This window comes from Acinetobacter sp. 5862 (assembly GCF_024494585.1).
Lineage (GTDB): Bacteria > Pseudomonadota > Gammaproteobacteria > Pseudomonadales > Moraxellaceae > Acinetobacter.
Genome location: NZ_JANHGP010000058.1, coordinates 60,380 through 86,690, shown reverse-complemented (window position 1 = coordinate 86,690; position 26,311 = coordinate 60,380). Strand labels below are relative to the sequence as shown.

Annotated in this window: 20 protein-coding genes and 2 pseudogenes; 14 read left to right on the top strand and 8 right to left on the bottom strand. The window is 38.5% G+C overall.

The genetic code is table 11. From position 1 onward, the window contains the following. Positions 1-8 precede the first annotated feature (8 nt). Positions 9-581, bottom strand: a complete 573-nt coding sequence (locus NO346_RS11760) for a DUF2062 domain-containing protein (RefSeq protein ID WP_208727683.1) — start codon at positions 579-581, stop codon at positions 9-11. Between the two features lie 312 nt (positions 582-893). Between NO346_RS11760 and NO346_RS11755 the strand changes: the two genes are divergently transcribed. From NO346_RS11755 to NO346_RS11725, 7 genes are all read left to right on the top strand, one after another. Beyond that, positions 894-1,487, top strand: a complete 594-nt coding sequence (locus NO346_RS11755; protein ID WP_256415266.1) for a LysE family translocator — start codon at positions 894-896, stop codon at positions 1,485-1,487. Positions 1,488-1,601: 114 nt separating this feature from the next. Then, complete coding sequence (dcd, locus tag NO346_RS11750) at positions 1,602-2,171, top strand: dCTP deaminase (protein ID WP_004663684.1); 570 nt, start codon at positions 1,602-1,604, stop codon at positions 2,169-2,171. A gap of 325 nt (positions 2,172-2,496) precedes the next feature. Beyond that, positions 2,497-5,079 carry a hypothetical protein gene (locus NO346_RS11745; protein WP_256415265.1) on the top strand — a complete coding sequence of 861 codons (2,583 nt, stop codon included), beginning with the start codon at positions 2,497-2,499 and terminating at the stop codon, positions 5,077-5,079. A 13-nt stretch (positions 5,080-5,092) separates the two neighbouring features. Continuing rightward, positions 5,093-6,586, top strand: coding sequence for a hypothetical protein (locus NO346_RS11740; protein WP_256415264.1), 1,494 nt, complete (start codon positions 5,093-5,095; stop codon positions 6,584-6,586). Between the two features lie 75 nt (positions 6,587-6,661). Further along, positions 6,662-7,420 (top strand): hypothetical protein, encoded by a 759-nt coding sequence (locus tag NO346_RS11735; protein ID WP_016652924.1) that lies wholly within the window; start codon positions 6,662-6,664, stop codon positions 7,418-7,420. Between the two features lie 27 nt (positions 7,421-7,447). Continuing rightward, a complete protein-coding gene (locus NO346_RS11730) occupies positions 7,448-10,105 on the top strand; it encodes a DUF6160 family protein (protein WP_256415263.1) in 2,658 nt (885 codons plus the stop codon). Between the two features lie 98 nt (positions 10,106-10,203). Next, entirely contained in the window at positions 10,204-11,238 is a 1,035-nt protein-coding gene (locus tag NO346_RS11725; RefSeq protein ID WP_087536744.1) for a DUF6160 family protein, read from the top strand. 67 nt (positions 11,239-11,305) lie between these two features. Here NO346_RS11725 and NO346_RS11720 read toward each other — a convergent pair whose 3' ends face one another. The 3 genes from NO346_RS11720 to NO346_RS11710 form a co-directional block, all read right to left on the bottom strand. Continuing rightward, positions 11,306-12,235, bottom strand: a complete 930-nt coding sequence (locus NO346_RS11720; protein ID WP_087536745.1) for a tRNA-dihydrouridine synthase — start codon at positions 12,233-12,235, stop codon at positions 11,306-11,308. 78 nt (positions 12,236-12,313) lie between these two features. Continuing rightward, the gene (locus NO346_RS11715) at positions 12,314-12,805 is read right to left on the bottom strand and encodes a hypothetical protein (protein ID WP_087536746.1); all 492 of its coding nucleotides are present in this window, start codon (positions 12,803-12,805) and stop codon (positions 12,314-12,316) included. 31 nt (positions 12,806-12,836) lie between these two features. Then, positions 12,837-13,646 (bottom strand): inner membrane protein YpjD, encoded by an 810-nt coding sequence (locus NO346_RS11710; RefSeq protein ID WP_256415262.1) that lies wholly within the window; start codon positions 13,644-13,646, stop codon positions 12,837-12,839. 147 nt (positions 13,647-13,793) lie between these two features. Between NO346_RS11710 and ffh the strand changes: the two genes are divergently transcribed. Both ffh and NO346_RS14960 read left to right on the top strand, forming a co-directional pair. Then, entirely contained in the window at positions 13,794-15,200 is a 1,407-nt protein-coding gene (ffh, locus tag NO346_RS11705; RefSeq protein WP_004663664.1) for a signal recognition particle protein, read from the top strand. 37 nt (positions 15,201-15,237) lie between these two features. Beyond that, positions 15,238-15,360: pseudogene (locus tag NO346_RS14960) on the top strand (serine hydrolase family protein); the annotation flags it as partial. Here NO346_RS14960 and NO346_RS11700 read toward each other — a convergent pair. Both NO346_RS11700 and NO346_RS11695 read right to left on the bottom strand, forming a co-directional pair. Further along, positions 15,330-16,073: a pantothenate kinase gene (locus tag NO346_RS11700; RefSeq protein ID WP_005158532.1), complete on the bottom strand. Its 744-nt coding sequence runs from the start codon at positions 16,071-16,073 to the stop codon at positions 15,330-15,332. The pseudogene NO346_RS14960 and the gene NO346_RS11700 sit on opposite strands and share 31 nt — an antisense overlap. Before the next feature lie 14 nt (positions 16,074-16,087). Continuing rightward, positions 16,088-16,840, bottom strand: a complete 753-nt coding sequence (locus NO346_RS11695) for a biotin--[acetyl-CoA-carboxylase] ligase (protein WP_256415261.1) — start codon at positions 16,838-16,840, stop codon at positions 16,088-16,090. A 29-nt stretch (positions 16,841-16,869) separates the two neighbouring features. Between NO346_RS11695 and NO346_RS11690 the strand changes: the two are divergent. Further along, a pseudogene (locus NO346_RS11690) lies at positions 16,870-17,139 on the top strand (sulfite exporter TauE/SafE family protein); the annotation flags it as partial. Between the two features lie 13 nt (positions 17,140-17,152). Here NO346_RS11690 and NO346_RS11685 read toward each other — a convergent pair. Together NO346_RS11685 and NO346_RS11680 are read right to left on the bottom strand one after the other, a co-directional pair. After that, positions 17,153-17,695: an ATP/GTP-binding protein gene (locus NO346_RS11685; RefSeq protein WP_256415260.1), complete on the bottom strand. Its 543-nt coding sequence runs from the start codon at positions 17,693-17,695 to the stop codon at positions 17,153-17,155. Positions 17,696-17,709: 14 nt separating this feature from the next. Beyond that, on the bottom strand, positions 17,710-18,675 hold the full coding sequence (locus NO346_RS11680; RefSeq protein WP_256415259.1) for a hypothetical protein: 966 nt from the start codon (positions 18,673-18,675) through the stop codon (positions 17,710-17,712). 346 nt (positions 18,676-19,021) lie between these two features. On the opposite strand from NO346_RS11680, the gene NO346_RS11675 reads away from it, so the two are divergent. The 4 genes from NO346_RS11675 (at position 19,022) to ligA (ending at position 26,267) form a co-directional block, all read left to right on the top strand. Beyond that, entirely contained in the window at positions 19,022-19,717 is a 696-nt protein-coding gene (locus NO346_RS11675) for a GntR family transcriptional regulator (RefSeq protein WP_004663651.1), read from the top strand. A gap of 10 nt (positions 19,718-19,727) precedes the next feature. Beyond that, positions 19,728-23,177 carry a chromosome segregation protein SMC gene (gene smc, locus NO346_RS11670; protein WP_256415258.1) on the top strand — a complete coding sequence of 1,150 codons (3,450 nt, stop codon included), beginning with the start codon at positions 19,728-19,730 and terminating at the stop codon, positions 23,175-23,177. A gap of 1 nt (position 23,178) precedes the next feature. After that, positions 23,179-24,168: a cell division protein ZipA C-terminal FtsZ-binding domain-containing protein gene (locus NO346_RS11665; protein ID WP_256415257.1), complete on the top strand. Its 990-nt coding sequence runs from the start codon at positions 23,179-23,181 to the stop codon at positions 24,166-24,168. A gap of 71 nt (positions 24,169-24,239) precedes the next feature. After that, positions 24,240-26,267, top strand: coding sequence for an NAD-dependent DNA ligase LigA (ligA, locus tag NO346_RS11660; protein WP_256415256.1), 2,028 nt, complete (start codon positions 24,240-24,242; stop codon positions 26,265-26,267). The last annotated feature ends 44 nt before the right edge of the window (positions 26,268-26,311 follow it).

Sequence of the window (26,311 nt, the reverse complement as noted above, 5' to 3'; positions counted from 1 at the left end):
CCTCTAATTTAGAGGCTTTTTTTAATGTCATTATTTGATTGCAGTACTTGTTTTCTTTTTTTCCAAGCATTCACTACGCTCCAACGCCAAAGTAAATGTGTAATTAAATAAAAACTAATCGCAAATAAAATTGCTTCAATGACAAGTCCTGATACGAGAATCTTCGCAAGGCTAAAATCAATATGACCGTGCCCAAAATTCTTAAGCCAATTGATAATTTGGTGTAAGACCCCTAATAGCATATCGCTATTGATCATGTTCACATGATAAATTTTAGTTCCAAACCAAAAACCTAAATAGAGAATTGGAACGATAGTGAGCGGATTGGTTAGCCATGCCATGCATAGTCCAATCGGTAAATTTACTTCTAACCATAAGATGGTCAAAATAATAAAAAGACTATGAAAAGGAACAGGTAAAATTCCCCAAAATGTTCCAATAAACATGGCTTTCGCGATAGAACGACGGTTTACATACCAAAGCAGTGGATTTAAGGTACGTTCACCAAAAATTCTCATAAATTTTAGACTAGCAACTTTCTCTGATGAAGGCAGCCACTTATTAAAAAATTTCTTAGGCATAAACGAGGAAGCACATTGAAAGGAAAAAGTGAACGAATGTATATAAAATAACATTATTTACTTATTGAAAACTTAAAATAGCACCAAAGTTTATCTTGTTAAAAAATAAGAATACTTAGAATACGTTATATGTGTTTTATTTTAGCGTATGTTTTTACTCATGTGACTCATGAGTAGAGTGTACTTGTAATTAATAAAATATAGATAAAACATTTATTTAAATAGGCTCTCGTCATAAGTGCTTACAGTTAAAATTTTGCTATCAACTGTCAACTATATTAATCTAAATTTATCTTGTAGTGAGGTCATTCAATGATTTCATGGTTTTTTATTGGTTTAGTGATAACTATTTTGCTTACTCCTGGTCCAACCAATACTTTACTTGCTTCCTCTGGTATTCAGGTGGGATTGCGTAAATCTCTATTGCTGATTCCTGCAGAAGCAATTGGTTATATTCTTGCGATCAGTGCGTGGGGAATGTTGATTGGTAAAGTCTCAGCGACATTACCTTTATTACCAACATTTTTAAAACTATTAAGTGCAGGGTATATTATTTTCCTTGCGATTAAATTATGGCGTACAGCAAATCAAGAAGTGATCTTAAATCAACCTACAATAAGACCAAGAGAATTATTGTTTGCAACACTATTAAACCCTAAAGCTTTATTATTTGCTTCAGCAATTTTCCCAACAACGGCATGGCAAGCGCAAGAAATCTATCTTGCGCATATGAGTAGTTTTGTTGCACTCATTCTTCCAATTGCACTATTTTGGATTTCGGTTGGCGCTGTGTTGGCAACCAATAAATTAAAATGGTTGTCTCAAGCTAAATTACAGCGCACAGCATCAGTTGTACTGATCAGCTTTGCCATTCCTATTAGCTATTCAGCTCTAATCAATCTCTAATTCTAATTTTCTGCTGCCTTGAACAATCTAGGTAGCAGGGTTCTGTTGTTTTCATTAATGTCGTTTTACGTTAAAGTACTCGCCAATCATTAACTTAGATTTTGGATAAAAGTCATGGCAATAAAATCTGATCGTTGGATTCGTGAAATGAGCGAAAAACACGGCATGATTGAACCTTATGCAGAGAATCAAGTCCGTTTCGATGAAAACGGAGAAAAGTTGATTTCTTATGGGGTGTCTAGCTATGGCTATGACGTCCGTTGCGCACGTGAATTTAAAGTTTTTACCAATGTTCACTCTGCAATTGTTGATCCGAAAAATTTTGATGATAGAAGTTTTATCGATATCGAATCAGATGTTTGTATTATTCCACCGAACTCATTTGCTCTTGCGCGTACGATTGAATATTTCCGTATTCCACGAAATGTCCTAACAGTATGTTTAGGTAAATCGACTTATGCCCGTTGCGGTATTATCGTGAATGTAACGCCACTAGAGCCTGAGTGGGAAGGTCACGTTACGCTTGAGTTTTCAAATACAACGAATCTCCCAGCACGTATTTATGCGGGTGAAGGCGTGGCGCAAATGCTATTCTTTGAAAGTGATGAGGTGTGTGAAACATCTTATAAAGACCGTGGTGGTAAATACCAAGGCCAAACAGGTGTGACTTTGCCGAAAACATGATTTGTAAATTACATTTTGCAACAATCATAAGGTTTTTTGGTTGTTGCAATATAAACCTTATATTTAAAGAATAAAAATATAATATTCAGACATATATTTAAAAGAAATTATTTAAAAACAATAATTCATTCATCGGAAAATAGAACGTTTACCTAATATATTTTGCATTTGTGTAAATTATCGGCATAATGAAGAATGAATATATATGGGTAAAATTACCTGTGTTTGAGTGATGTTTGGATACAATTTCTCTTTTAGGGAATCACTCAAAAGGAAGTTAGAAAAATAACGATGGTGCGGAGCATCGCGTAATGGGAAGGTCAAGATGACTACACTTCATACGGTATCATTTCAAAAAACTGTTTTGGCGACTTTGATTGGTTTATGTCTAAATCAGTCAGTTTTTGCATTGCAAGAATTATCAGACGATGGTTTAAGTGAAACCACTGGTGAAGGCATCGCTTTACTACCCCAAGATACTTATATGATTTTCCGTGGCGCAGGTCCTAATGAGACTACTCCATTGGCTGGAGCCGATGGGATTGCTGGTAATACGGATGATCGATTAAATGATACTGGTTATATCCGTTACATTCCTGTTGGCCCTTTAACATCAGAAGCTAGTGCAGCTGGTGCTGGTAAAGCAGATTTGTTTTTATATGGTTTAGCAGTTTCTAAATCTGATAACAATACCAATACCCGTATAGCAAGTACTGCTGCTGATGCAAGTATTAAAAGCTGGGGAACAGCAAGTAATCCTTGGTTATTAAAGGCAAGTACTGCTTACAATGTACCTGATTTTTATGTCAATGGTACAAATGGTGGCACATCTAAAAGTTCAGTTACTTACCTTTCCATGGAAGCTCCACTTTATAATCAAAGTCTTGCTGGGCTTACATCAGATACAGGGTTAGATGCTTATAAACTTAAATTGGGTTTATGGGCTGATGCTTTCGTGAGAGACCCAAGTCAAATAGAAGGGGACGCAAATCAATTTTGCTTAAATGGTTGCACTCGTAATACAAGTGCTGTAAACACGGCCCAAATACCACGTGAAAATCGATTACGATTGCAGGCAATTTGGAATAATTTCAGTGTAAATGGAAGTAATTTACAATTGTTCCAAACTCTAGGAGGAGTTGGCCTTTCTGGTGATACTGGTATCAATAATGGTATGAGTAAATTTTATAATAATACTCTTGGAGCTTCTGGTATTTTGCGTTTTAACAGTGGGGACGCTGCAAATGTTAAAGCAACTTACAATGCTGGTGTATCAACAAGAACTTATCATACGAACAGAAATGCTACAGCAGCATCAACAGGATGGTCAAATACAGAGGTTTGGAATACCTATGCTAATACCAGTATTTTAGGTGGGGATAATGGCTCTGCCGGAGGATGTAATGCTGGTGGTGTCCAATTTAGTTCTGTTGCTTGTCAATTCCGTTATAGAGATCGTGCTGTAAAAGATACTGTTTCTGGAGCATCTTGGACTGCGCCAGATCCAAATGGAAGTAATGTTTTACGATTGAGTACAAGAGAAACTTCAAATACCAGTTTAGTCTCGACACCTGCTTTGGGGGGTGGGAATGCACCTACATTTGCAGCAGATGATGGAATATTTATTTATAACCCTAACATTAATTTAGTATTAGGCTCACTCTATCAACCAGTTGTTTTTGGTTCCGATGGTACGAACTTTAGTTTGGAAATAGCACGTATTCCAAATAAACAAGATGTTTATACAAAAATTTATACTCGTTATGCAGGTGATACAAGTGATACAGGTGTGACCTATTATGGTTCTACTTGTAATGTTTACCAATGCGGTAGTTCAACTGTCGCGGGCTACCAAGGTGGATCTGCCTTAAATGATTATTCATCTACAGCATTAGCAGGTAAAAAACTTGCAACGCACAGTAGTATCAGTTTTGGTACTGTGAAAAGTAATGATGGTGGGCAAACTTTAGTTGCGGATAGTAGTGTTGAAGCATTAGGGATATTTTTTGGCACACCACAAAATAGAACGAATATTTCAGGAACCCAGATTTTTAAAGAAGCTCAATATCAACAACGTCAGCAACGTGTAGATACTGATTATATTGTGACTGATCGTTATCGTTTGACTTTGCAACATGATGGATACTGGCGTATAACACCAGGTGGTGCGACTACAGCAACGAAAGATGATCCGTACGGTCAGGCTCAGCTTTCATGTGTATATACTGGTGGACCATTCGGTGGGAATGGTTGTGCTACTTCAGTCGATCGTTGGTACAATACTTCCGGTAATCATGTTGATTGGGTTTATTTAACTAATGTTGATGCAAGTGGTAACAAGATCTTTGGCAATGACGATGGTACTTATGCTCGTTATTGTACGAATACCACAACAGATTGTTTAACTTGGTACAATGGAGCAGCATTAGGTGCTAGTGGTACAGGAAATGGTTATCCTGCACCTGTAACCAATGTAAATCAAATCATTGGCGGTAGCATGGCGAACCCAGGAAGTGGTCAGCGTGGTGCGGATGATTGTTGGCCTGGTGAAACTGGTGGTCAATGTAATGGTAGTTCAGGCAGTACAACAACAGATGGGTTGTATGGATTGTCACGTTTAAGCGCAGTAAATGATGGTGGAAGTTCTAATACGCCTACTCCAACGCATGTGAATAATACCAATTGGACGTATGGAACACGTGCAAATGCACCTTGGTTTAGAGTTGCAGGTGGACAAGCAGCTGTTGCATATGGCTCAGGTTTAGGATCTTCAACTGCAATCACTTCTGATATTGTACCAACTGCTGTGACAGGTGGTGTGAATCCATCAGCATTAAATAACTTTGGTTCAGCTGTGATTGATGGGCTGTTAATTCAGCATATGAAAATAACAACGAAGGGATTATAAGACGGGAGTCATCATGTTTAATTTTAATATTTTGGGCTTTAGTATTGCTACTGTTTTATTTAGTCAAGGACTATATGCATCTTCAATGGTTGACTTAACTGATGATGAATTATCAAAAGTACAAGGACAGGCTTTAATGAGTCTCTCTTATATCTCTCCTGTTGATACAAAAAATTTAGAATCAACTCGCACAGGAAGTACTAAAGATATTGGTTTCTATAAATTAGGTATGGAAGCAGAAATTGAATTAAACGCAAATATTAAAAAACTACAGTTAGGCTGTGGTGGTGTAAATGGTATTGGTGACTGTGATATTGATATTGATAATTTAAGTTTAAGTGGTTTAAAGGTTGATAGTAATGGTAAACCTCTTGCAATGACTAATGAGGAAAGAGCTGCTTCTTCGGCAAAAATAACCAATCCATTTATTGAATTTGCAGTTAAAAATCCTGAGTCTGCTTCTATGCGTCAAGTTATAGGATTCCGTTTAAGTGCAGAAAAAGCGCTAGGATTATTATCAGCTGGAACGGAAAATACTGGAGTTGCAAATGGTATTAATACTATTTCTGGCTATATGAAAGTACAGTCTGACAGTTCAGGTATCATAAAAGGGTATGCAACGACAGCAGCAACGAGAGACAATCTTTATGGTACCTATTTAAATCCAAATGATTTAGTGATTACAGGTGCCCTAACAGCATTAGGTTTAAATGGAGCCGATTTTAAGACTTCTGCTGGTGGTTTTAATATTCCTCAGATTAATAATAACTATTTTGAAATTCCAGCAATTTTAGTTAATGAAACTAGAGCAAAGTCTAAAATTTTATCAGCTCCTGTAAAAGTCCCTAATATCTATATAGGTGGACCTGGTGATGCAAACTACCCTGTGAATGGGTCCGTGCAATATAACTCAAGTGGTCCACATGATCCAGCATACCCAGAGCCTTCAGCTATTTATTCACAAGGCGGTCGTGTTGAAGCAACAGTAACAAGATGCTATGGAATTTCTTGCGCTGTCGCGCAAGAAGGAGACGTATTCAAAAATGTTTATATGAATGGGCAGATTTCAAACATTACTGCAAATTTAAATCTAAATCAGTCTTTAGGTTTAATTCATAATTTACCGATTAACTCGCCATTTTCTTTATCTTTACAGCAACAAGCATTGCAGTGGCCAGGAGCGAAATCGGATGATGTTGCACAAAAAGGTTGGTGGATGTCATTTGCCGATCCAGTAAATATTGGATATGTAGTTCCGCAAGATCCTATTGATATTTCTCCACTTTTCCCTCAGATTGCAAGTGCTGTTTCCTACTATTTACGCCGTGGTGGTGGTAATGAAGCAAATACAAATGATCTTGGGGGCTTGTTAGGAAGTGGCGATTTAACAGTGAATATCGGAAATATCGATTTAAGAAATAGTGCGTTAAACTTAAATATTAGTAACCTTAAATTAACAAATCAAAATTTTGCACCTAACTGTTGGGGTGGTTTGAAGTTTTGTTAATAGCTATTTTCGGGAAGAAAGTGGTGGTTTAGTAATCAATAGCTGGTTTTGATGCTATAAGTAAAGGATATTATAATGAAGAAAATGATGATTTTGCTCCTGTTCAGCACAAGTATAGTACATGCTGAATTAAAAACTTTGGATAGCCAAGCTTTGAGAGAGGTTGAGGGGCAAGCTGGAGCAGATTTGTCATTGAAATTTTCATTAAATCATACCAGTACTTATCAATTTGATGATGGTGTTGGTGGTGTTTGCGATAAGACAGCGAATAATAATACTGGTTTAGGTTATTGTCATTTAGGACTTTCGGTAAATAAACGATTTGTTAGTAGTCGTGTGCAAGGAGCTAACACTTTGTGGGATGTACCAGAAAGTGATCCAACTTTAGCAAATCCAGCAAGAAAATTATGGTTAGTTTTCAAGGGAATACAAGGAACTGTTGATATTCAAAAACTAGGTTTAGATGGTGTTGATTTAGTATATCAGAATGATGGTGGAATTGATCAGATTAAACCTTCTATGCAACTTAGCCTTGATGCTAGTATGCCTATTTTAATTAGAAATTTTGGTTTTAATGCACTTGCGATTGAACAAGATGATTTTACAAGTTATATCGATTCAAATGGCAAAGTGGTTGAAGGTTCTGCTAGTACCCCACCAACTAGTGGGTATGGATATTTAAAAGCAACGACTTATAACGCAACGAATGCTGCAACATCGTTATATGATCAGGGTAAGGAAACTGGGTTTGTTGGTATGAGAATGAATGGTAATCTTGCTATACAAGGTAAGATCATGATGTTTGGTTGTGATAGCAGTCATCCACGTTGCTAGAGCTAGAGATTATCAAGGATTGAAGTGATGAAAAAAAATAACCAAAATCACAATACAGCATGGTTTGCATTGAATACTTTAGCAACAAGTATGCTACTCATCAATTCTGCGCATGCATTACAAAGCTTAGATGATAGTGCATTGCGTAATGTTAATGGTCAAGATGGAGTTCATATTTCAACCTCTTATGATGAAATTAATGTTGATAAGCTTTATTGGCAAGATAATGCTGGAATAGGAACTTCGAGTAGAACAAATAGTAATTTACAAGCGACAGCTGAAAATTTTAAGATTCAGTCAACCAATGCTAATGTTTCAAACTTACCTATTTCAAATCGGACTCCAGGGACAGATTATAAAATAAATATAGGCAGTGGTAGCGGTAGTGATGCTGGTAGAACTGGACTAGATTTAGCCATTTCGGCAAATCCTTCTTTAATTACAATTGATCAATTTAAAGTATGTGACACTGAGTCTACTCAGCGTTGCAGCGCCCCAATTGGGAATATGGCAATTCAAACAAGTTCAGTTATTGATCTTAATTTTAAGACTCGTGATGGACTTTTTAGTAAAGATAAGCAAGCAACTTTAGATTTAGGATTGAAAAATGCGAATATCTATTTAGGACAAAAAGATGTTAGTAATGAGCTTAATCAACTCATACTTAAGAACTTTAATTTTAACTTTTTAGGTAAAGGCGTTATGTTTGTAGATGCCATTGGTGGCTTTAGATTACAAACTAATTCCGACGGTGTTGGTAAAGCAACAATTGCATATAATTCTAATGGCACAATAAATTTAGCATCTAGTACTCAACCAGATGCAACACATGGATATGTTGATTTTAGAAGAACTACAGATTCTGCATCTAGTAATTTAAGAAATACTGGCAGTTATGGTAATGGTGTAGTCGGTGCTGGTGGTGATACAACAAACTCAGGTTTAAATTTAGAATTTTTACTGAATAAAGATGTAAGCAAAACTTCACCTTATGTTCTTGATGGGACTAATAGTCCAAGTAATGCCAAGGGATTAATACGTGTTGGCGCAAGTGGTCGAATGGTAAATGGTTATTTACAGTTGAGAGGCTTGAATACAACAAATAAGAATAATCCAGATTATACTGGAGTAAATTATGGTAAATCTGATCAAAGTAATATTGTTGGTAAAACTAACAACTTAAGCACTGATTTATCATTAGCAGCAAATAATCCTATTACTACAACAACTGGAAATAATATTATGGGGAGTACAGGTATTGCTTTCCGTATGGCTGCTGAATTTACTAAAGATAATGATCCAATGTTGGGGAGTGATGGTAAGGCAACTACGCTAGAAATTGGTAATGCTGGTCTAAATACTTATGGTTTTGAATTTGGAAATTTAACTGGATTAGTAGCGACTGATCGTGGTTCATTTGATAGTGGCAATGTATATGTGAATCTAGCTGATACTCGAACAGTTTTATTACCTGCAAATAAACTTTTCCAAACCAGTCGATTTGGTAATGGTAATTTTTTAACTAGTAATAATGATTATATTCAATATATCTATACAGACACTCCAAATGGTATCGCGGCAAATCAAAATCCTTATAGTTTACTAGTAGCGGTTCGAGGTGCTGAATTCCAAGCAATATCTCGTCTAGGTCGTTTTACAAATAGTGCTCGAACAAATGATGCAACTGGTGCAGCAGTTCCAAATATTGCAGAGCATAATGGAACAAATGAGTGGGGACTTGCATTACCGTTCTATAACCTGAATGCCAATATGGCAATTTTTGGTACTAATGTCGATGCTTCAACAGCTTATGCATATACATCTGATTATAAAGGCTACAATAAATCAAGTACAAATAAGGTTGTTGTAGGTTCTGGTCTAACGCCACGTTTAGGTTTTTCAATGGCGATGAGCACAGAGGGTGTAAGCTCTGATGGTAGCAAAACGACATCTATTATGGTTATTGATGGTAAAAAGATAGGTGCGAATAATCAGCCTGTTGATTACTATATGGGACTACGTAATATTGACTTGTTGTTAAAAGGGACAGGTAATATTGGTGTAGAAAAAGGCAGTCTAAATGTTAGTTTAAAAGATTTATTAATTGTGGCTGCTGCGCAAGTGGCTGCTGGTTATTTACCAGGAACAACATATCAAAGTTGTGTGGCATCGATTTCGAATGCTGGATGTAGTGCAACTCCAGCAAATAATAAAGTAGCATTGAATAACTTTGCGACTTCGAATGATGTGTTATTCGGTATAAAACTACGTGCTGGTGGTAGCATGGACTTTTCACTTATTCCGAATAGTGAATATCAGTCAGATGGTACGGGTAGTAGTTTGAATATTGTTGGTGATTTTACCTTAGATCCAAAACAAGGGAATACCATTCAAATTAGTGATCCTCTTGATGGCTCTACAATTGGTTTAGATAATTTAACGGGTAAAATGGCATTTAATAATGCAATTGTTATTGCGCCAAAAGCCAATCAAAATGGTGCTGAAGGGATGGTTAGCTTCAACTCATCATTTACATTTAACCCAGATCGAACAACCGATGGTGTATTTCGTGCAAGAGATATAAATCTGTACCCACCGAATACTGGTGCAGGTGCTCGTTTGGGAGAGTTAGCAATCACTGGTGGTCGCTTAACGAGTCAATTTGGTATTATGCCGCGTAATTAATATGTGCTTCATCTGTTTGGTCTAAAAAGAGTTGAATAGATGATTAGCTATGTTAATCTACTGAATATATTTTAAACATTTGTCTACGGATTAGGGCAATGAAAAAAAATAAAAAGCTAGGATGTCTATCGTTACTGCTATTAAGTCCATGTACTATGGCGATGCAACCTATGGATGACCAAAGTCTTGCTACAATGACTGGGCAGGATGGTTTGACTATTCAAGCGCAGGCAAATGTTGAATTCAAACAACTTTCTATGATAGATAATGATGGTTTATCTTATGGAAGTGGCTCTACTTTATATACATCTCCAGACTATACGAAACGAGCAGGTTTAGTGATTGGAGGGCAAACGTCTTCTAGCCCTGTTCGAGTTGTAGGGCTAAATGGTTCTAGTGAAACTATTCTTGGATTCAACGCTGTAATTGATTCAGATGCTGGAACAGTCGCCAATAAAGGTGCTTTCACAAATATTGCTTTATCTTTTAATAATAATATTACAGGAATTCGTATTTCTCCTTTTTCTGTATATGCTGCTAGTGAAGGTACTCTCTCTGATATCATTAGTAATTCATACAGTAAAAGTACTATCTATGATAGTTCTACATTAAAACCTAAAGCAGGTTTAGTGAAAGAAATAGTAAGAGTTGGTGGTGCAAGTGGGATAGATATCGTTTTTGCCGCTAATAAACCAACAGTAAATATTCAATTAGGTGCAGCACCACAAGGGCATATGGTTATGTTTGGTGGTGCAATAAATTCAATTTGTGGTTCAGGTAGTGGTTGTAATATAGTTGCTGTTTCTGACTATGATGGAAGCAATAATCCATATGGTATCGGTTTTGATTTTCAATTTACGGGTTATAATAATTCACCTTTTGGGCTGACTGGTTTTTATGCTGGTATTGAGGGTAAAAATGGCACAGATTCTGGTGGGTTAGTTTTTGGGAATTCGGGAGTTTCAGACAAATTTAACTTGAGTTTAAATAACGTAATTTTAGGGCAGTCTGGAAGTCCGTCTACGACATATCCATCAAGTACTTTTAATGGATTGCCAAATGCTTCAATTGGAAGTATAGGTGCTGTAGGTGCATCAGTTACTAACTTAAAGATGAAAGTTAGTGGGATGTAATAAGTTAGTCATTTTATTAAAGCGACCTCAGTCGCTTTTTTTATCAATATACTCTTATTAAAAAAGGTCAGCTCTGCTTCAAGTAATTAATAATCTCATCTAGTTGTTTCTCTTTCTTTACTTTTGTCCAAAGCTCTTGAGCTTCAGGATAGGCTTTGGTCATCATACCTAACCATTGCTTATAACGACCAATCATTCCAATTTCAGTTTTAAATTGACCGCTTAGAAATCGTTGTTGGAGTTCAACTAAATCTTGCCAAGAAAGGATTGAATTATCATTATTTTCACGAATACATAAGGTTAAATCTGGTGTTGTAACCGCACCACGTCCAATCATAATATCTTTGCAATCTGATTGCGCTATACAAGCTTTGGCATCTGTATTATTCCAGATTTCACCGTTGGCAATGACATTGATTTTTAGTGCCTCAGTAATTGGCTGAATTTTTTCCCAGTAAGCGGGTGGGGTATAGCCATCTGCTTTGGTACGCGCATGTATGGTAAGCCAATTTGCACCAGCATCTTCTATCGCATGTGCATTATCTAAAGTGTGGTTTTCATCTAGATAGCCCAGACGCATTTTAGCTGAAACGGGTATATGTGCAGGTACAGCATCACGAACTGCTTTAACTAAGAGGTGTACGGTTTCAGGTTCATCCAATAGAACAGAACCGCCACGATGACGATTGACGGTTTTGGCAGGGCAGCCAAAATTGAGATCAATCGCTGGAGCGCCAAGCTCGACTACTTTCGCTGCATTTGCTGCTAACATTTCTGGATTATTACCAAGAAATTGAACATGAACTGGTGTACCAGCTGCAGTTTTACCTGAGTTTTTGAGTTCGGGACAAAAACTATAATAAATATGATCTGGAAGAATACTATCGGTAATACGAATAAACTCGGTTACGCACCAATCAAAACTGCCAACATGAGTGAGCACATCACGCATGATCGGATCAGTTAGACCTTCCATTGGAGCGAGCACAAGTTTCACGATGATTATTACCTAATGAAGCGAATACTGCGTTATACGCATTTTCAGATAGGCTGTCTACTAATGTTTGAAAAGTGTTTAAACAGATTTAATTGAAAAATTAACCCATAAGTTGTCATCATCAAAATTTTCAACAAAAAGTTTAATTTTTTGTTGAGGGTACATATTTGATGCACCTAGAACAGATTTACAATCGTTGTAGTCAACGAAACCAAAAAATTCTTCATTATATTGAACGATTACTCCTTGAGGATAAAAACAAACAATTTCGGTTTCGATCATTTCCCCGATTTTGAATTTGTTTTTTAATTCGTTCCACCGCTTTAAATATTTAGATATCGACTGATCCCAGAAATTTAAAAATTCTTCTTTTTTTATTGGAGTCAACATATCTAAGCTTTCGGAGAAATTACCTTCGGGTAAGAAGAAATTAGTTTGCTCTATGCTTAAATTTGTATTTATACATTCTGATGAGTTAACAAATATCGACTTTAAACAATAATATTCCTGATCAAATTCATATAAAGTTATCTCCCCATCTGTATCTATATATTTGTAATATGAATACAAAGTTATTCCTCAAATGGCTAAGTGGTGTTGTTCAGCGTCCCAAAATCATTTCTAAAACAAACTTACTACCGATAAAACCAATTGCAAGTAAGATAAAACCTGTAATGGTAAAGCGAATTGCTTTGCGTCCGCGCCAACCGAATTTGTAATGGCCAATTAAAAGCGCACCATATAAAAACCATGAAATAATACTAAAAGCGGTTTTATGAGCAAGATGTTGAGCAAAGAAGTTATCAATTGTAAAAAAGCCAAAGAGAAGTGCAGCAGTGAGTAAGCCAAAACCTGTAATAATTAAATCAAAGAGTACCGATTCCATCACTTGGAATGGTGGAAGTAAGTTAACCCAAATTCGTCTTTTTTGTTTCTTCTTAAGTTCTCTATCTTGAAACCAAAGCAATACGGAATGAATAGTTGCCATTAGTAAAACAGCATAAGCTGACAAAGAGAGGATGATATGAAGATCTAAACCTAAGCTATGTTGTTCAATGACTTGGTTTGGTTGACTAAAAGCATATCCTAAAATTAAACCAATTACGGCAACAGGAGTGCCGATTAAATTTAATGGCAAGATTGGTCGAATGAAACTTAAAATTATACTGAGTGCTAACATCAGCCCCGAAGTAAATGACATTAGGTTAAATACATCATAATTCACGCCAATTGGTGTCATCATGTCTTGATAGAGCACCGTACTATGCAGTAGTAGCCCTAGACCAATCATAATCGAATAACACCAAAGATTTGGACTACGTTTTGACATCAAACGTATAAACAAATACCAAAAAGAACTGGTATAGGCTACAAGTGCCAAAATTGTGTAAACCAAGGGGAGACTGATCATGTCAAACCTTTTTCAGGGGGTTGAATAATATTCACTATATAAGATGTAAATTCGCTTCGAACTACAGTATCCTATAGCATCTTACGCATAAATTTTCTATTTTAAGAAAGATTTTTTTGCAACTAGCCATTTTAAGCGGATTTCGCAATGTTTGATACCTTAACAGAACGACTCACACAGAGTTTAAGAAATGTTACTGGCTCAGGGCAGCTGACCGAAGACAATATTAAAGATACCTTACGTGAAGTACGTATGGCACTTCTTGAAGCCGATGTGGCATTACCTGTAACTCGTGAATTCATCGCGAAGGTTAAGGAAGAAGCTCTCGGTCAAGAAGTCATGACTCAGCTTTCTCCAGGTCAGGCATTTGTAAAAATTGTCTATGATGAACTCACCAAAATGATGGGTGAGGCAAATGAGACTCTAGATTTAAGTGCAAAGCCACCTGTCGTGGTTTTACTTGCAGGTTTGCAAGGTGCGGGTAAAACAACAACTGCCGCAAAATTAGCGCGTTTTCTGAAAGAGCGCCAAAAGAAAAAAGTAATGACTGTTTCTGCTGACGTCTATCGTCCAGCCGCAATCAAGCAGTTAGAAACCGTATCCAATGAAGTTGGCGTGGGTTTCATTCCATCGGAAGCATCTGAAAAGCCAATTGATATTGTTAATCGTGCGATTGAACAAGCTAAAATCCAGTTTGCGGATGTGTTGATTGTCGATACAGCAGGTCGTCTACATGTCGATGAAGACATGATGGATGAGATTAAAGAATTACACGCTGCAGTTAAGCCAACAGAGACTCTGTTTGTTGTCGATGCGATGACAGGTCAGGATGCTGCTAATACAGCAAAAGCATTTAACGATGCTTTGGCGTTGACTGGTGTTATTCTCACTAAAACTGATGGTGATGCACGTGGTGGTGCTGCGCTTTCTGTTCGTGCGATTACAGGTAAACCGATCAAGTTCTTGGGTATCGGTGAAAAACTAGATGCACTTGAGCCATTCCATCCAGATCGTGTTGCACAACGTATCTTAGGTATGGGTGACGTACTTTCTTTAGTCGAAGAAGTTGAACGCAAAATCGACAAAGAAAAAGCCGAAAAAATGGCGAAGAAATTGCAGAAAGGCGGAACCTTCAACTTTGAAGATATGCTGATGCAATTTGAGCAAATGAGCAAGATGGGCGGTATGATGGGCTTCTTGGATAAGTTGCCTGGCATGAGTAACTCTGGTATTCAAGATGCGATTGCACAAGCAAATCCTGAAAAGCAAGTGAAAAAAATGGAAGCGATTATTCAATCGATGACCATTAAAGAGCGCCGTAACCCAGATTTGATGAATCCAAGCCGTAAAAAACGTATTGCTGCGGGTTGTGGTATGGACGTTGCTGAAGTGAATAAATTAATTAAGCAACAAGCTCAAATGGCGAAAATGATGAAGAAATTTGCGAATCCGTCAGGAATGAGCAAAATGTTGAAGTCATTAGGTAATATGCAAAAACAATTTGGTGGCGGTAACATGGGACCTTTATTTGGTAGTAATGAACCAAAAAAATAATCTAAAGCTCTCTAGAAAAGGCGCAAATTGCGCCTTTTTACTGAATGCCCAACTGATTGAAGCTGTTCAGGCAGGGCATTTCCGTACTGAAGATGGATATTCAATGTTTCCTCAGTTGTTCCAGATACTTCAAACATTGGTTAATGCTGACTTAAGTTGAACGTAATTTTTTAGTCCTTTAAGTAAGAGATCAGATTCAATCAAAGGTCGATGGTGTTGCAGAAATTTGGCAAATATCTCAGCATCTCCGCCTGTTAAAATCAGGTGTTTAGGTGACTGTTGCATAATTTGATCAATGGTACTAATTAGACCTAGCAAGATACCGTGATGCACAGCATCAACGGTGTTGTGTCCTGGTTTCAGATTATCGAATGCAGAATCAGGAATTTTAATACCTTTGGTATTTTGAATCAGTGAATCTCGTTGCAAATATAAATTTGGCAGAATATAACCGCCTAAATGTTGTAACCCTTCTACTAAATCAATGGTCAGCGCTGTACCACAGCCAATCACACAAAAGTTTTGATCAGGTTTTGAAATTGCTAAGACCTGTAACCAACGATCAATCCCGAGTTGACTTGGAACATCATAACCACAACGAAGTCCTGCATAATTAGCATGTACCTGAGCGAAGATAATTGGAATTTCCAAAATATCGAGGATCATTTGAATACGTTGATTATTTTCTGTATCTAAAACAGATGAAATTCCAACCTGACTTAAATTTTGATGTCTAAAATGTTGAATTAAACCTAAGAGTAAATCGGCAGGTGACTGTAAGTGTAATTCGGCAGCATGTTCAAGCACTTGATCATTTTCGGTAATCCAATACTTTAAACGGGTATTACCAATATCCAACCATAGACTTTTCATAAAATGATCACTCCTTAAATGGGTGCGAGGCGTAAACGGCCTTGATAGAAGGCTTGAACATGATCGGTTTTAATGAGTACAGCACCATCATTGGAGATGCCTTGAAAACGCCCTTGAAGCTTACCTTGCGCATGTTCAAACTCAACTTGTTGATTCAGCCATATTGCATGATGGTTAAAGCGTTCAGCTAAATTATAACTGCCATGTTCAAACCATTGAGAAGCCTGTTGAATCGCAGTGTAAAGCTCAGCAATCAGTGTTAAACGATCAGTATGAGCTAAACCGAGCATCGCCAGAGAGGTAATTGGCTGATCCGCATTTTCTACAGGGGGCGTGTTTAAGTTAATGCCTACGCCAACAATCGCTTGATGAGGGGATAGTGGTTCAACCAAAATTCCACCCCATTTGCCTTGGGCACTATATAAATCATTTGGCCATTTAATTTGTAAACTTAGACCTTGTAAGCTTGGCATTTGTAGGATGTTGAGTGCAACCTCTAGGGCAAGACGACCATCTAGCGCTGTCTTGCTTTGAATCAGTGTGCTTAAATAAATATTACCTTCAGGAGAAGACCATTGCCGTTGGTGCTGACCTCGACCTTGTGTTTGCTGTGCGCTGCATACCAATCCTGTGCTAATGCCTTTTTGTGCAATTTCACGCATATCATCATTTGTCGATGTTGTCGTCGTTTTGAGCAACACGATTTCAGGAAATTGATTTTTTGCATTAAGTAATTGCTGAAGCTGGCGAGTTGCTAAATCTTCCATTGTTTTATAAGTAGAGTGGTCATGTGTTTATGGAGTTAATCATATATTTGCTGATTGGCGCAATTGCTGGATTTACTGCAGGTTTGTTTGGTGTTGGCGGTGGATTAATTATTGTACCAATTTTATATATTGTCTTTACTCAAATGCATTATGACCCGAATGTGATTATGCATGTTGCAGTCGGAACTTCTCTAGCGACCATTATTGTGACTTCAATCAGCTCAGTGATGGCACATCATAAAAAAGGTGAGGTGTTGTGGCAGATATTCCGTAATTTGGCGCCAGGATTGGTGCTGGGCTGATGTAGGTCCTTTAATTTACCAGCCCATAATGTACTTCAATATTTGCGATCAGCGTCTCTACCAATAGCAAAACATCATCCTGTTGCCGTGCATCGATGAAAAACAGAGGGTAATTAACGCCTTGTGTTGCAAGCCAATCTCGGTACATCGAAAGTGTTCTTTCTGGTTTTTGATCAATATGAGTAATCGCAATCACAATATTATTGCCAAATGGTTTGAACGCTTCTACATACTGAGCTAGATCGAGTAGTGGATTTTCTGTGGCGTGGTCAATCATGATAATCGTACCAATTGCACCTTTGCAAATTACAGCCCAAATAAACTCAAAACGTTCTTGTCCAGGCGTCCCGTATAACCCGACTTTGACGCCATCATCTAAAGTAATCTCACCATAATCGATACCGACAGTGGTGAGCATTTTTTCATGCGATTCAAGATCAGTATTTAAAGCCTCGGTGCTGAGTACATCAATTTCCGAGAGGGCCTTTATCGCACTGGATTTACCTGACCCCATAGTTCCACCAAAGACAATTTTATATTGTTGTATAATCATAGAGTTATCCTAGGTTAGAAGCCTAAACGGTTACGTAATCGACCAAACAATTTTTTCATAAAATTTTGTTCAGTCATATTTTGGTTATTTTGCGGATGATAGTTGGCTTGATGATCTTTGATAATTTTGCCGTAATTTGCACCTAAACTTGCTGCAACAAATTGTTTGACACGCTGTTCAGGTAATTTTAATTGGCTGGCTACAACTGAAATTTCAGCCCCTTTAGCAAAACAAGCAGCCATACGTAAAATATCTTGTCGCTCAATTTTATTTATTGGTTGTGGCCAAATCTCTAAATAGAAACTTGATGCAGAGGGGGGGCAAAGTTCATTAAAATCTTTTGATGCCCAAAGTAAATTCCATAACCATTGTTTTAAATCTTGTTGTGGAGCCTCTGTGATCCAAAGTTGGTCATTTTGTGTGGCGTAGGTGTAATTTAAGCTTGGATCTGTATGTAATGTTTGTAGCGTTGGATTTTGCCAAACCCATTCGTTACGAGGGTCTGCAATTGCAATTAAACCATTGTGATCAAATAACTGAATTTTGCCATTTTTAGGATTTAGGATTTCTTGTAGAACTTCCCCGATTTGTTTCCGATGAATTGTAGTATTCGTTGCTTGAGGTGGGGATACTTTCTCTATCGTAGCATTTTTAGCTAAGCGCTCATTTAGCCATTGATGTAGTGAGTGAAGATGATTCAATGGTAGATATAGAATGTCATCTTCGATTGAACTATTTTTATCAGCATTATTGGCAATTTGTAGAACATTAATATGGTTATTGTTGATTAAACTTTTGATATTCGGTGAGTCAAAAAAGATATGATTGATCATCAAAATATCGAGATGTGGTTCAGCAATATTGCTCCAGTTGACTTGGATATGACTAGGAATAGCAGTTTGTATGTGTTCTTTTAATTCATTCAATGTTCTGAGACTGAGCCCAAAAATTGCGATATTAACAGCTTGATGAACACTCATAATGCTACTCATAATTACTGAGCAATTCAGTAAAATTAATAAAAATGGGCTTACATTGGTAAAAGTATTATTTTATGTGATTTATATCAATAAATTTTTGGTAAATAAACTAATTTTCAGATATTCGGTTAGCACAATTTCGTAAGCTTAACTCATTGATCTTAAAAATAAAGAATTTAAATTTTTAATCAAATATTTCCTTAAAATATTGTTTTTATCTTTCGATTGACTTAAAAAGCAATAAAATTGTTAGACAATGATATAGAATTTATACAACGAGATCAGTTAAAACAAAAAAGCGCAAATAGCATTGGAATATGCGTATAACAACGATAGCGAGGGGATCATGAATCTCGAAGAGGCTGATAGTCTTTCTGAACAGATTGCAAAATATATTAGTGAACAAATTATTAGTGGTGAGCTGGTTGAAGGCGAACGTATTCAGGAGCTGCGCATTGCGAAAGAGTTGGATGTCAGCCGTGGCTCTGTCCGTGAAGCATTGTTATTGCTGGAGCGTACCTATTTAATTGAAATTTTTCCACGCCGTGGTGCAATAGTCTCTGAAATGTCAGCTCAACAAGTCAAAGCTTTGTTTGATACCAATGTCATGGTACTTGGGCATATTGTGCAACGAATTAGTGAGACTTGGAGAGTTAACGAGGCTGAACAGCTACAGACCTTATTAGATCAACTGGTTGAATTTGTACGTGCTGGGGACATTGAAAAATTCTACGATTCGATTTTTAAATATTTAGCAGATCAGCATGATATGGTGGCCAATCCCTATTTAATGCAATTTTATAAAGAATTGTTGCCTTCGTTACGTCGTAGCTACTTTTTAACCTTAAATACTTCACGTCGTGAATTACAGGAATCTTTTACCCTGTTTAAGTTAGTGATTGATGCTATTTTGATCCGAAAATCACAACAAGCCGCTTTATTTATGGAAGATTTTTGTCGACACTTACGTAACCTTGTGTTGGAATCTCTGACACGTATGAAACAGATTGAATTGGCTTGGGCTAGACGCTCACGCCGCTAGTTAGGGCAGTATGCGTTTAAGCAGTTTAAAACTTTCAGGCTTTAAATCTTTTGCCGATAGTACTACATTACATTTCAAAGCAAACCGTACTGCGGTGGTTGGACCGAACGGTTGCGGTAAATCAAATGTCATCGATGCTATTCGTTGGGTGATGGGTGAATCCAATGCACGTCAGTTGCGCGGCGGTAGTATGCAGGATGTCATTTTTACCGGGACAGCCAAACGTAAACCTGTCGGGGTTGCCAGTGTCGAACTTCGTTTTGACAATACTTATGGCAAATTAGGCGGTGCTTATAATGCTTATAGCGAGCTGGCCGTCCGTCGCCAAGTCACACGTGAAGGTAAGTCTGAATATTTCTTAAATGGCACGCGTTGTCGTCGTCGTGATATCACCGATATTTTCTTGGGGACAGGCCTAGGGCCACGTTCTTATGCGGTGATTGAGCAGGGTATGATTAACCGTTTGGTCGATGCCAAGCCCGAAGAAATGCGCGTGTTTATTGAAGAAGCTGCAGGGGTATCACGTTATCAGGCGCGTCGTCGTGAAACCTTACAGCACTTAGAACATACTGAACAGAATTTGGCGCGTTTAGACGATATTGCCGCTGAACTAAAATCCCAACTTAGAACTTTAAAGCGCCAGTCTGAAGCCGCAATTCAATATAAGACCTTAGAAGGGCAGATTCGAACTTTAAAAATTGAAATCCTTTCGTTCCAAGCTAATCAAAGTCAGAAATTACAGCAAGAATATACTGTTGAAATGACGGCACTGGGCGAAAATTTTAAACTGGTTCGTTCTGAATCTCAAACCATTGAACATGATCTTGAAGCCACCAGTGCTTTATTCCAGCGTTTAATTCAGCAGTCTTCGCCTTTACAGCATGAATGGCAACAGGCTGAGAAAAAGCTGTCTGAATTAAAAATGACCTTGGAACAAAAACAGAGTTTATTCCAGCAAAACAGCAGTAGTTTGGTTCAACTTGAACAGCAAAAATTACAAACCAAAGAGCGTTTACAATTATCAGAGTTACAGGTCGAAACTTTAACAACTCAATTTGATGAGCAAAACGAAAGCTTACTTGCTTTAGAACAGCAGACACAAACGGCTGAGCAAAAATTTAGCGATGTTCAAGCACAACATAAGCAAGCACAACAGCAATTTGAACAACTGAAAATCCAAGTCGATCAGCAACAACAAAAAAAGTTGCAGATGGCAGCGCAAATTGAGCAGTTGGGTAAGAATGTGCTACGGATTGAGCAGCAAAAGCAGACCCTGCAAACACAAACCACTCAGATTCGTGCTCAGGTTCAGGATGATGAACAGGCGCAGTTAGAACAATTGCAGCAGCAACTGCACCAGGAAATTATTGCGTTAGAAACTGCGATTGAGCAATTACAGCAGGATGTCCAGACACAGCAAGATCAACAACAGTTGCAGAAGGCTGATGTGCAGAGTTTGAAAACTGAGATTCGGGTTTTATTGGCTGAACAAAAAAACCTGAATCAGCTTGTCGCAAAGCAAAGCCCGAAGCAGGATCAACATGCAGTTCGACTGATGCAAAGCCTACGTTTAAGCGCTCAAGCTAAAGCGCATGCAAGCATTATTGAGAAGTTCTTAGCCAAGTGGTTACAAGCGCAGTTGATTGGGAATGAGCAAGCCTTCCAAGAGGGTATCGCACGGCAGTTAAAATCATCACAACAGCAGCCTATTCAAATTGTAGAGCTGACTTGTTTGAGTGAGTGGATTGAGGCGCCACAATCTTCTTTATGGACAAATGTCGCCGTTGCAGAAGATTTAGCCACAGCATTGCGATATCAAGTGCATCTCCAGCAAGCACAATCTATTCTGACGCTTGATGGTTATCATGTCGGCTCAGACTGGGTGATTGCACTGCACTATGATGAAGATAGTCAAACTGCGCAGGGGATGCTCATTCATCAGGTGCGTTTAGAGGAAATTCAACAGCAACTGGCACAGAAACAACCCCAGTTGCTTGATTTGGAAAACCAGTTTTTCCAACAACAGCAAAGCCTGCAACAGCAACAACAAATCTTGCAGCAACAGCAGCAAAGTGTGAAACAAAAGCAAAAAGAGTTGCAGCAACTGGATGTGCAGATTGCCAAGCTACAAAGTACCGCACAGGCTTTTGTGCTGCAACAGCAGCAATTGGCAGAGCAACTGAAACAACTGAATGTGCAGCTTGAAGAAGATGCCATGCAGCGTGATGATCTGGAAATTGACTTACATGCATTGGCACTCAAACTCGAAGCAGTATTGCCAAATTATAAAACCTTGCAGTTTCAGGTGGAAAACTTGAATGAGCAGTTGGATGAGCAACAACAGCAGTTGACTCAACAACAACAGCAACGTGAAGCTTTACGCCGCCAGACCTCGCAAGCCAATCAGCAAATTGAATTGTTAGAGAAAGATATCTCGTTCCTGAAAACACAATACCGTCAAATCATCGAACAAATTGAGCAGGCGAAGAAGTTTGTTGATCCGATTCAGCTTGAGCTGCCGAACTTGGAGTCTGAATTTCACGAGCAATTCCAGCAAACAGAAAAGCTACAGAAAACATGGAATGAATGGCAGCTTGAACTCAATCAAGTACAAGAGAAACAGCAACAACTCACAGAACAACGTCATCAAGCTCAACAGAAAGACGAGCAGGTGCGTGAGCAGTTGGAACAAAAGCGTTTAGCATGGCAGGCAGCAAAATCAGATCGTGAACATTATCTGGAACAGCTGAAAGAATTAAATGCGGAAGCTTTATCTGATGTGTCGATAGAAATGAAAGATCATCAGCAAAAACTGGAAAAAGCGCAGCAGCAATTCGAGAAAATCGGTGCTGTGAATTTAGCGGCTTCACAAGAATACGAAGAAGTGTCACAGCGTTTTGATGAGCTGAGTCATCAGATGCAGGATCTACAAAATACGGTTGATCAGCTTAAAGATGCGATGAAAAGTATTGATCAGGAAACGCGTAAGTTGTTTATGACCACTTTTGATCAGGTTAATCAAGAGTTACAACTGCTATTTCCAAAGGTATTTGGTGGTGGTGAAGCGACTTTAAGCCTTGAAGATGATTGGCAGTCTGGGGTGAAGCTGATAGCACGTCCACCTGGCAAACGTAATAGTTCTTTGGCACTATTATCTGGTGGTGAAAAGACCTTAACTGCTCTGGCTTTAGTATTTGCGATCTTTAGGTTAAATCCAGCACCTTTCTGTGTATTAGATGAAGTTGATGCACCACTTGATGATGCCAACGTACAGCGGTATTGTAATTTGGTAAAAGAGCTTTCTGAACAAGTGCAATTCATTTACATTACACATAACAAATTGGCGATGACAATGGCAACTGATTTACTGGGAGTGACCATGCCAGAGCCGGGCACATCAAAATTAGTGACTGTCGATTTAGAACAGGCAAAAGAATACGGGTTAGTTGCGGAGTCCTAATATGGAAATGAATACAATAATAGGCATTGTTATCGCCGTTGTGATTATGCTCGTTGGTTTGATCATGATTTTAAGAAAACCAAAACCAGTTGAGCCTTCATTAGAAGCAGATCTTCATGTTAACCCTGAAAGTCAGCAACCTGTGATTCCTCGTCATGTGCGAGATCAACTTCTACAAAGCAATGTCGCCGCTACAGTTGAACGCGTTGAACCAAGTTTTAACACGGCACCGATTGAAGCAAAAGCGCCAGTTGAAACAACTGCTGCAGAAAATATTGTAAAGGCGAGTGAAACTGATGTTGTGATTGAACCTGAGCCAGTCGTTGAGTTCACTCCGAGTGCAAATAAACAAGAGACAATTCTTGAATCGCAGTCTCAAGACAAAGTTGAAGCGCTTTTAGCAATGCCAGAAAAAGCTGAGGATGAGAAAGCTGAAACAGAGCTTAGCTTAAACCCAAATATTGCAACTGTTGAAATTGAAGAATTTGATGGTGAAAGCAATATTCTGGATGTGCATCTGCATGAGCAGCAACGCTGTGATGATGAAAGTGCATTGGCGACTGCTGAACAGATCATTGCCCTTAATGTTTATCCAAACCCACGCCGTGCTTTGTCTGGTGATAAAGCTCTCAAAGTATTGTTGAAATACGGTCTGCGTTTTGGAGAGATGTCTTGCTTCCATCGTTATGAAAATACCGATGAGCCAAGCCCATTAATGTTCTCTGTATTACGTGTCACAGATAATGGACCTGCTGGTTTTGATTTGGAAAGTTTGTCGGGAGAACAAGTACAGGGATTAGCTTTCTTCCTTGCCTTGCCAAATAGCAAGGCCGTGACAGGCTATGACATGATGACCAGTATCGCAGGCTTAATTGCGCGTGAGATTGATGGTAAAGTTTACGATGAAAACAATCTTGAATTCACGCCGCAGTTGAAAGAACATTGGCGTCATCATGTGATTGATTATCGTCCAAATCAAGCAACCGTCTAATGAATCTTTTATAATAAATTTAGTAAAAATTATAGGGCGGTTTTTCCGCCCTTTTATATGGTGAAATTTAAATGGAACACAACTCGGTTATTGAGCAAATGCGTCAGTTAATTCAACTGATTGCAAAACATAATCATGCTTATTATGTGATGGATCAACCTTCCATTTCTGATAGTGAATATGACCATTTATTTCATCAACTGAAAGCCTTAGAACAACAACATCCAGAATGTATTCAGGCAGATACCCCGACCAATAAAGTCGGTGGTCAAGCGTTGTCAAAATTTGAAAGCGTGACTCATGCAGTGCCGATGCTGTCTTTAGGTAATGTCTTTAATCAGGAAGACTTGTTTGCTTTTGCTCGCCGTATTGATGAGCGTTTACCTAATCAAAAAGTTCAATATGAAGTTGAACTCAAGCTTGACGGTTTGGCGATTTCCTTGTGGTATGAAAATGGTGTATTGGTTCGTGGGGTCACTCGTGGCGATGGTGAGACAGGTGAAGACATTACTCAAAATGTTAAAACCATTCGTAACCTGCCCAAAGTATTATCCAGTCAGCATCAAACCATTCCAGAGTTTCTTGAGGTGCGTGGTGAAGTGCTGATGCCAAAGCAAGGCTTTGAAAAACTCAATGCCGATCAAGAAGCGAAAGGCGAGAAGACTTTTGCGAATCCACGGAATGCCGCAGCAGGAAGTCTAAGGCAGCTTGATCCAAATATCGCAGCCTCACGTCCATTGGCGTTCTATGCTTATGGGATTGCGCAGTGTGTCCCAAATCATGGTTTGGCTACGATGCACGATAGTTTGCATTGGCTGACCAAATTTGGTTTTGAAATTGCTGAACGTCAATTCTTGTGTGCTTCGATTGAAGAAGTTCAACAGCGTTATGAACAAATCCAACAAGAGCGCCCAGATCTTAAAGTCGAAATTGATGGTATGGTGATTAAGGTGGACAGCCTTAAACAACAACAACAACTCGGCTTCCTGAGTCGTGAACCTCGTTGGGCAACAGCTTATAAATTCCCAGCACAAGCCGCTTTAACCAAAGTTGAGAATATTGACTGGCAAGTGGGACGTACTGGAACACTTACCCCAGTTGCGCGTTTAGCCCCTGTATTTGTGGGAGGCGTTACCGTATCCAATGTGACTTTACACAATATTGGTGAAATCCATCGTTTAGATGTACGTGTAGGCGATACTGTCAGCGTCTATCGTACTGGCGATGTGATTCCAAAAGTTGAAAAAGTTTGGGCTGAGTTTCGACCTGCCGATGCAGAGATGGTTCATCTTCCGACCAATTGTCCAGTCTGTGATTCACCTGTAGTGATGCCAGAAGGTGAGGCATTGGCACGTTGTTCAGGTGGCCTGTATTGTGCAGCACAACGGATTGAAGCCATTCGTCACTTTGTATCCCGTAAAGCGCTGGATATCGAGGGCTTGGGGGATCGTTGGGTAGAGTCGTTATTACATCTCGATTTACTCAAAGATGTCGCTGATATTTATCATTTGCATGAACATCGTGACACCTTATTGACCATCGAGAAAATGGGTGAAAAATCCGTTCAAAATCTGATTGATGCAATCGAAGCAAGTAAGAAAACCACCTTGGCACGTTTTATTTATGGCTTAGGTATTCGTGGTGTCGGTGAAACCACCGCCCGTATGTTAGCCAATACTTTCCAAACTTTGGATGCTTTGAAAGTAGCCGATGTTGAAGCACTCAAGAAAACGCCTGATGTCGGTGATATTACAGCAGAGTGGATTGCTGACTTTTTCCAAGCACCACATAACATTGAAGTACTCGATCGTTTATTGGCAGCAGGTATTCATTGGCATGCACCGACTGCACCAACACGTCAACCATTGAATGGTGAAAGCTGGGTGGTGACAGGTACACTGGAAACCATGGGACGTGATGAGGCGACACAAAAGTTACAAGCTTTGGGTGCACGTGTCAGTGGCAGTGTTTCTAGTAAAACCAAATGTGTCGTTGCTGGTGAAAAAGCAGGAAGCAAATTGGATAAAGCACAAAAATTAGAAATTCGAGTGATGAATGAACAAGAGTTTTTAGACTTTTTGGCGCAGTATGAAAATTAATTTCTTTCTTCTCGAGTTTATTTAAAGTTGATCCTTGAGAAGAA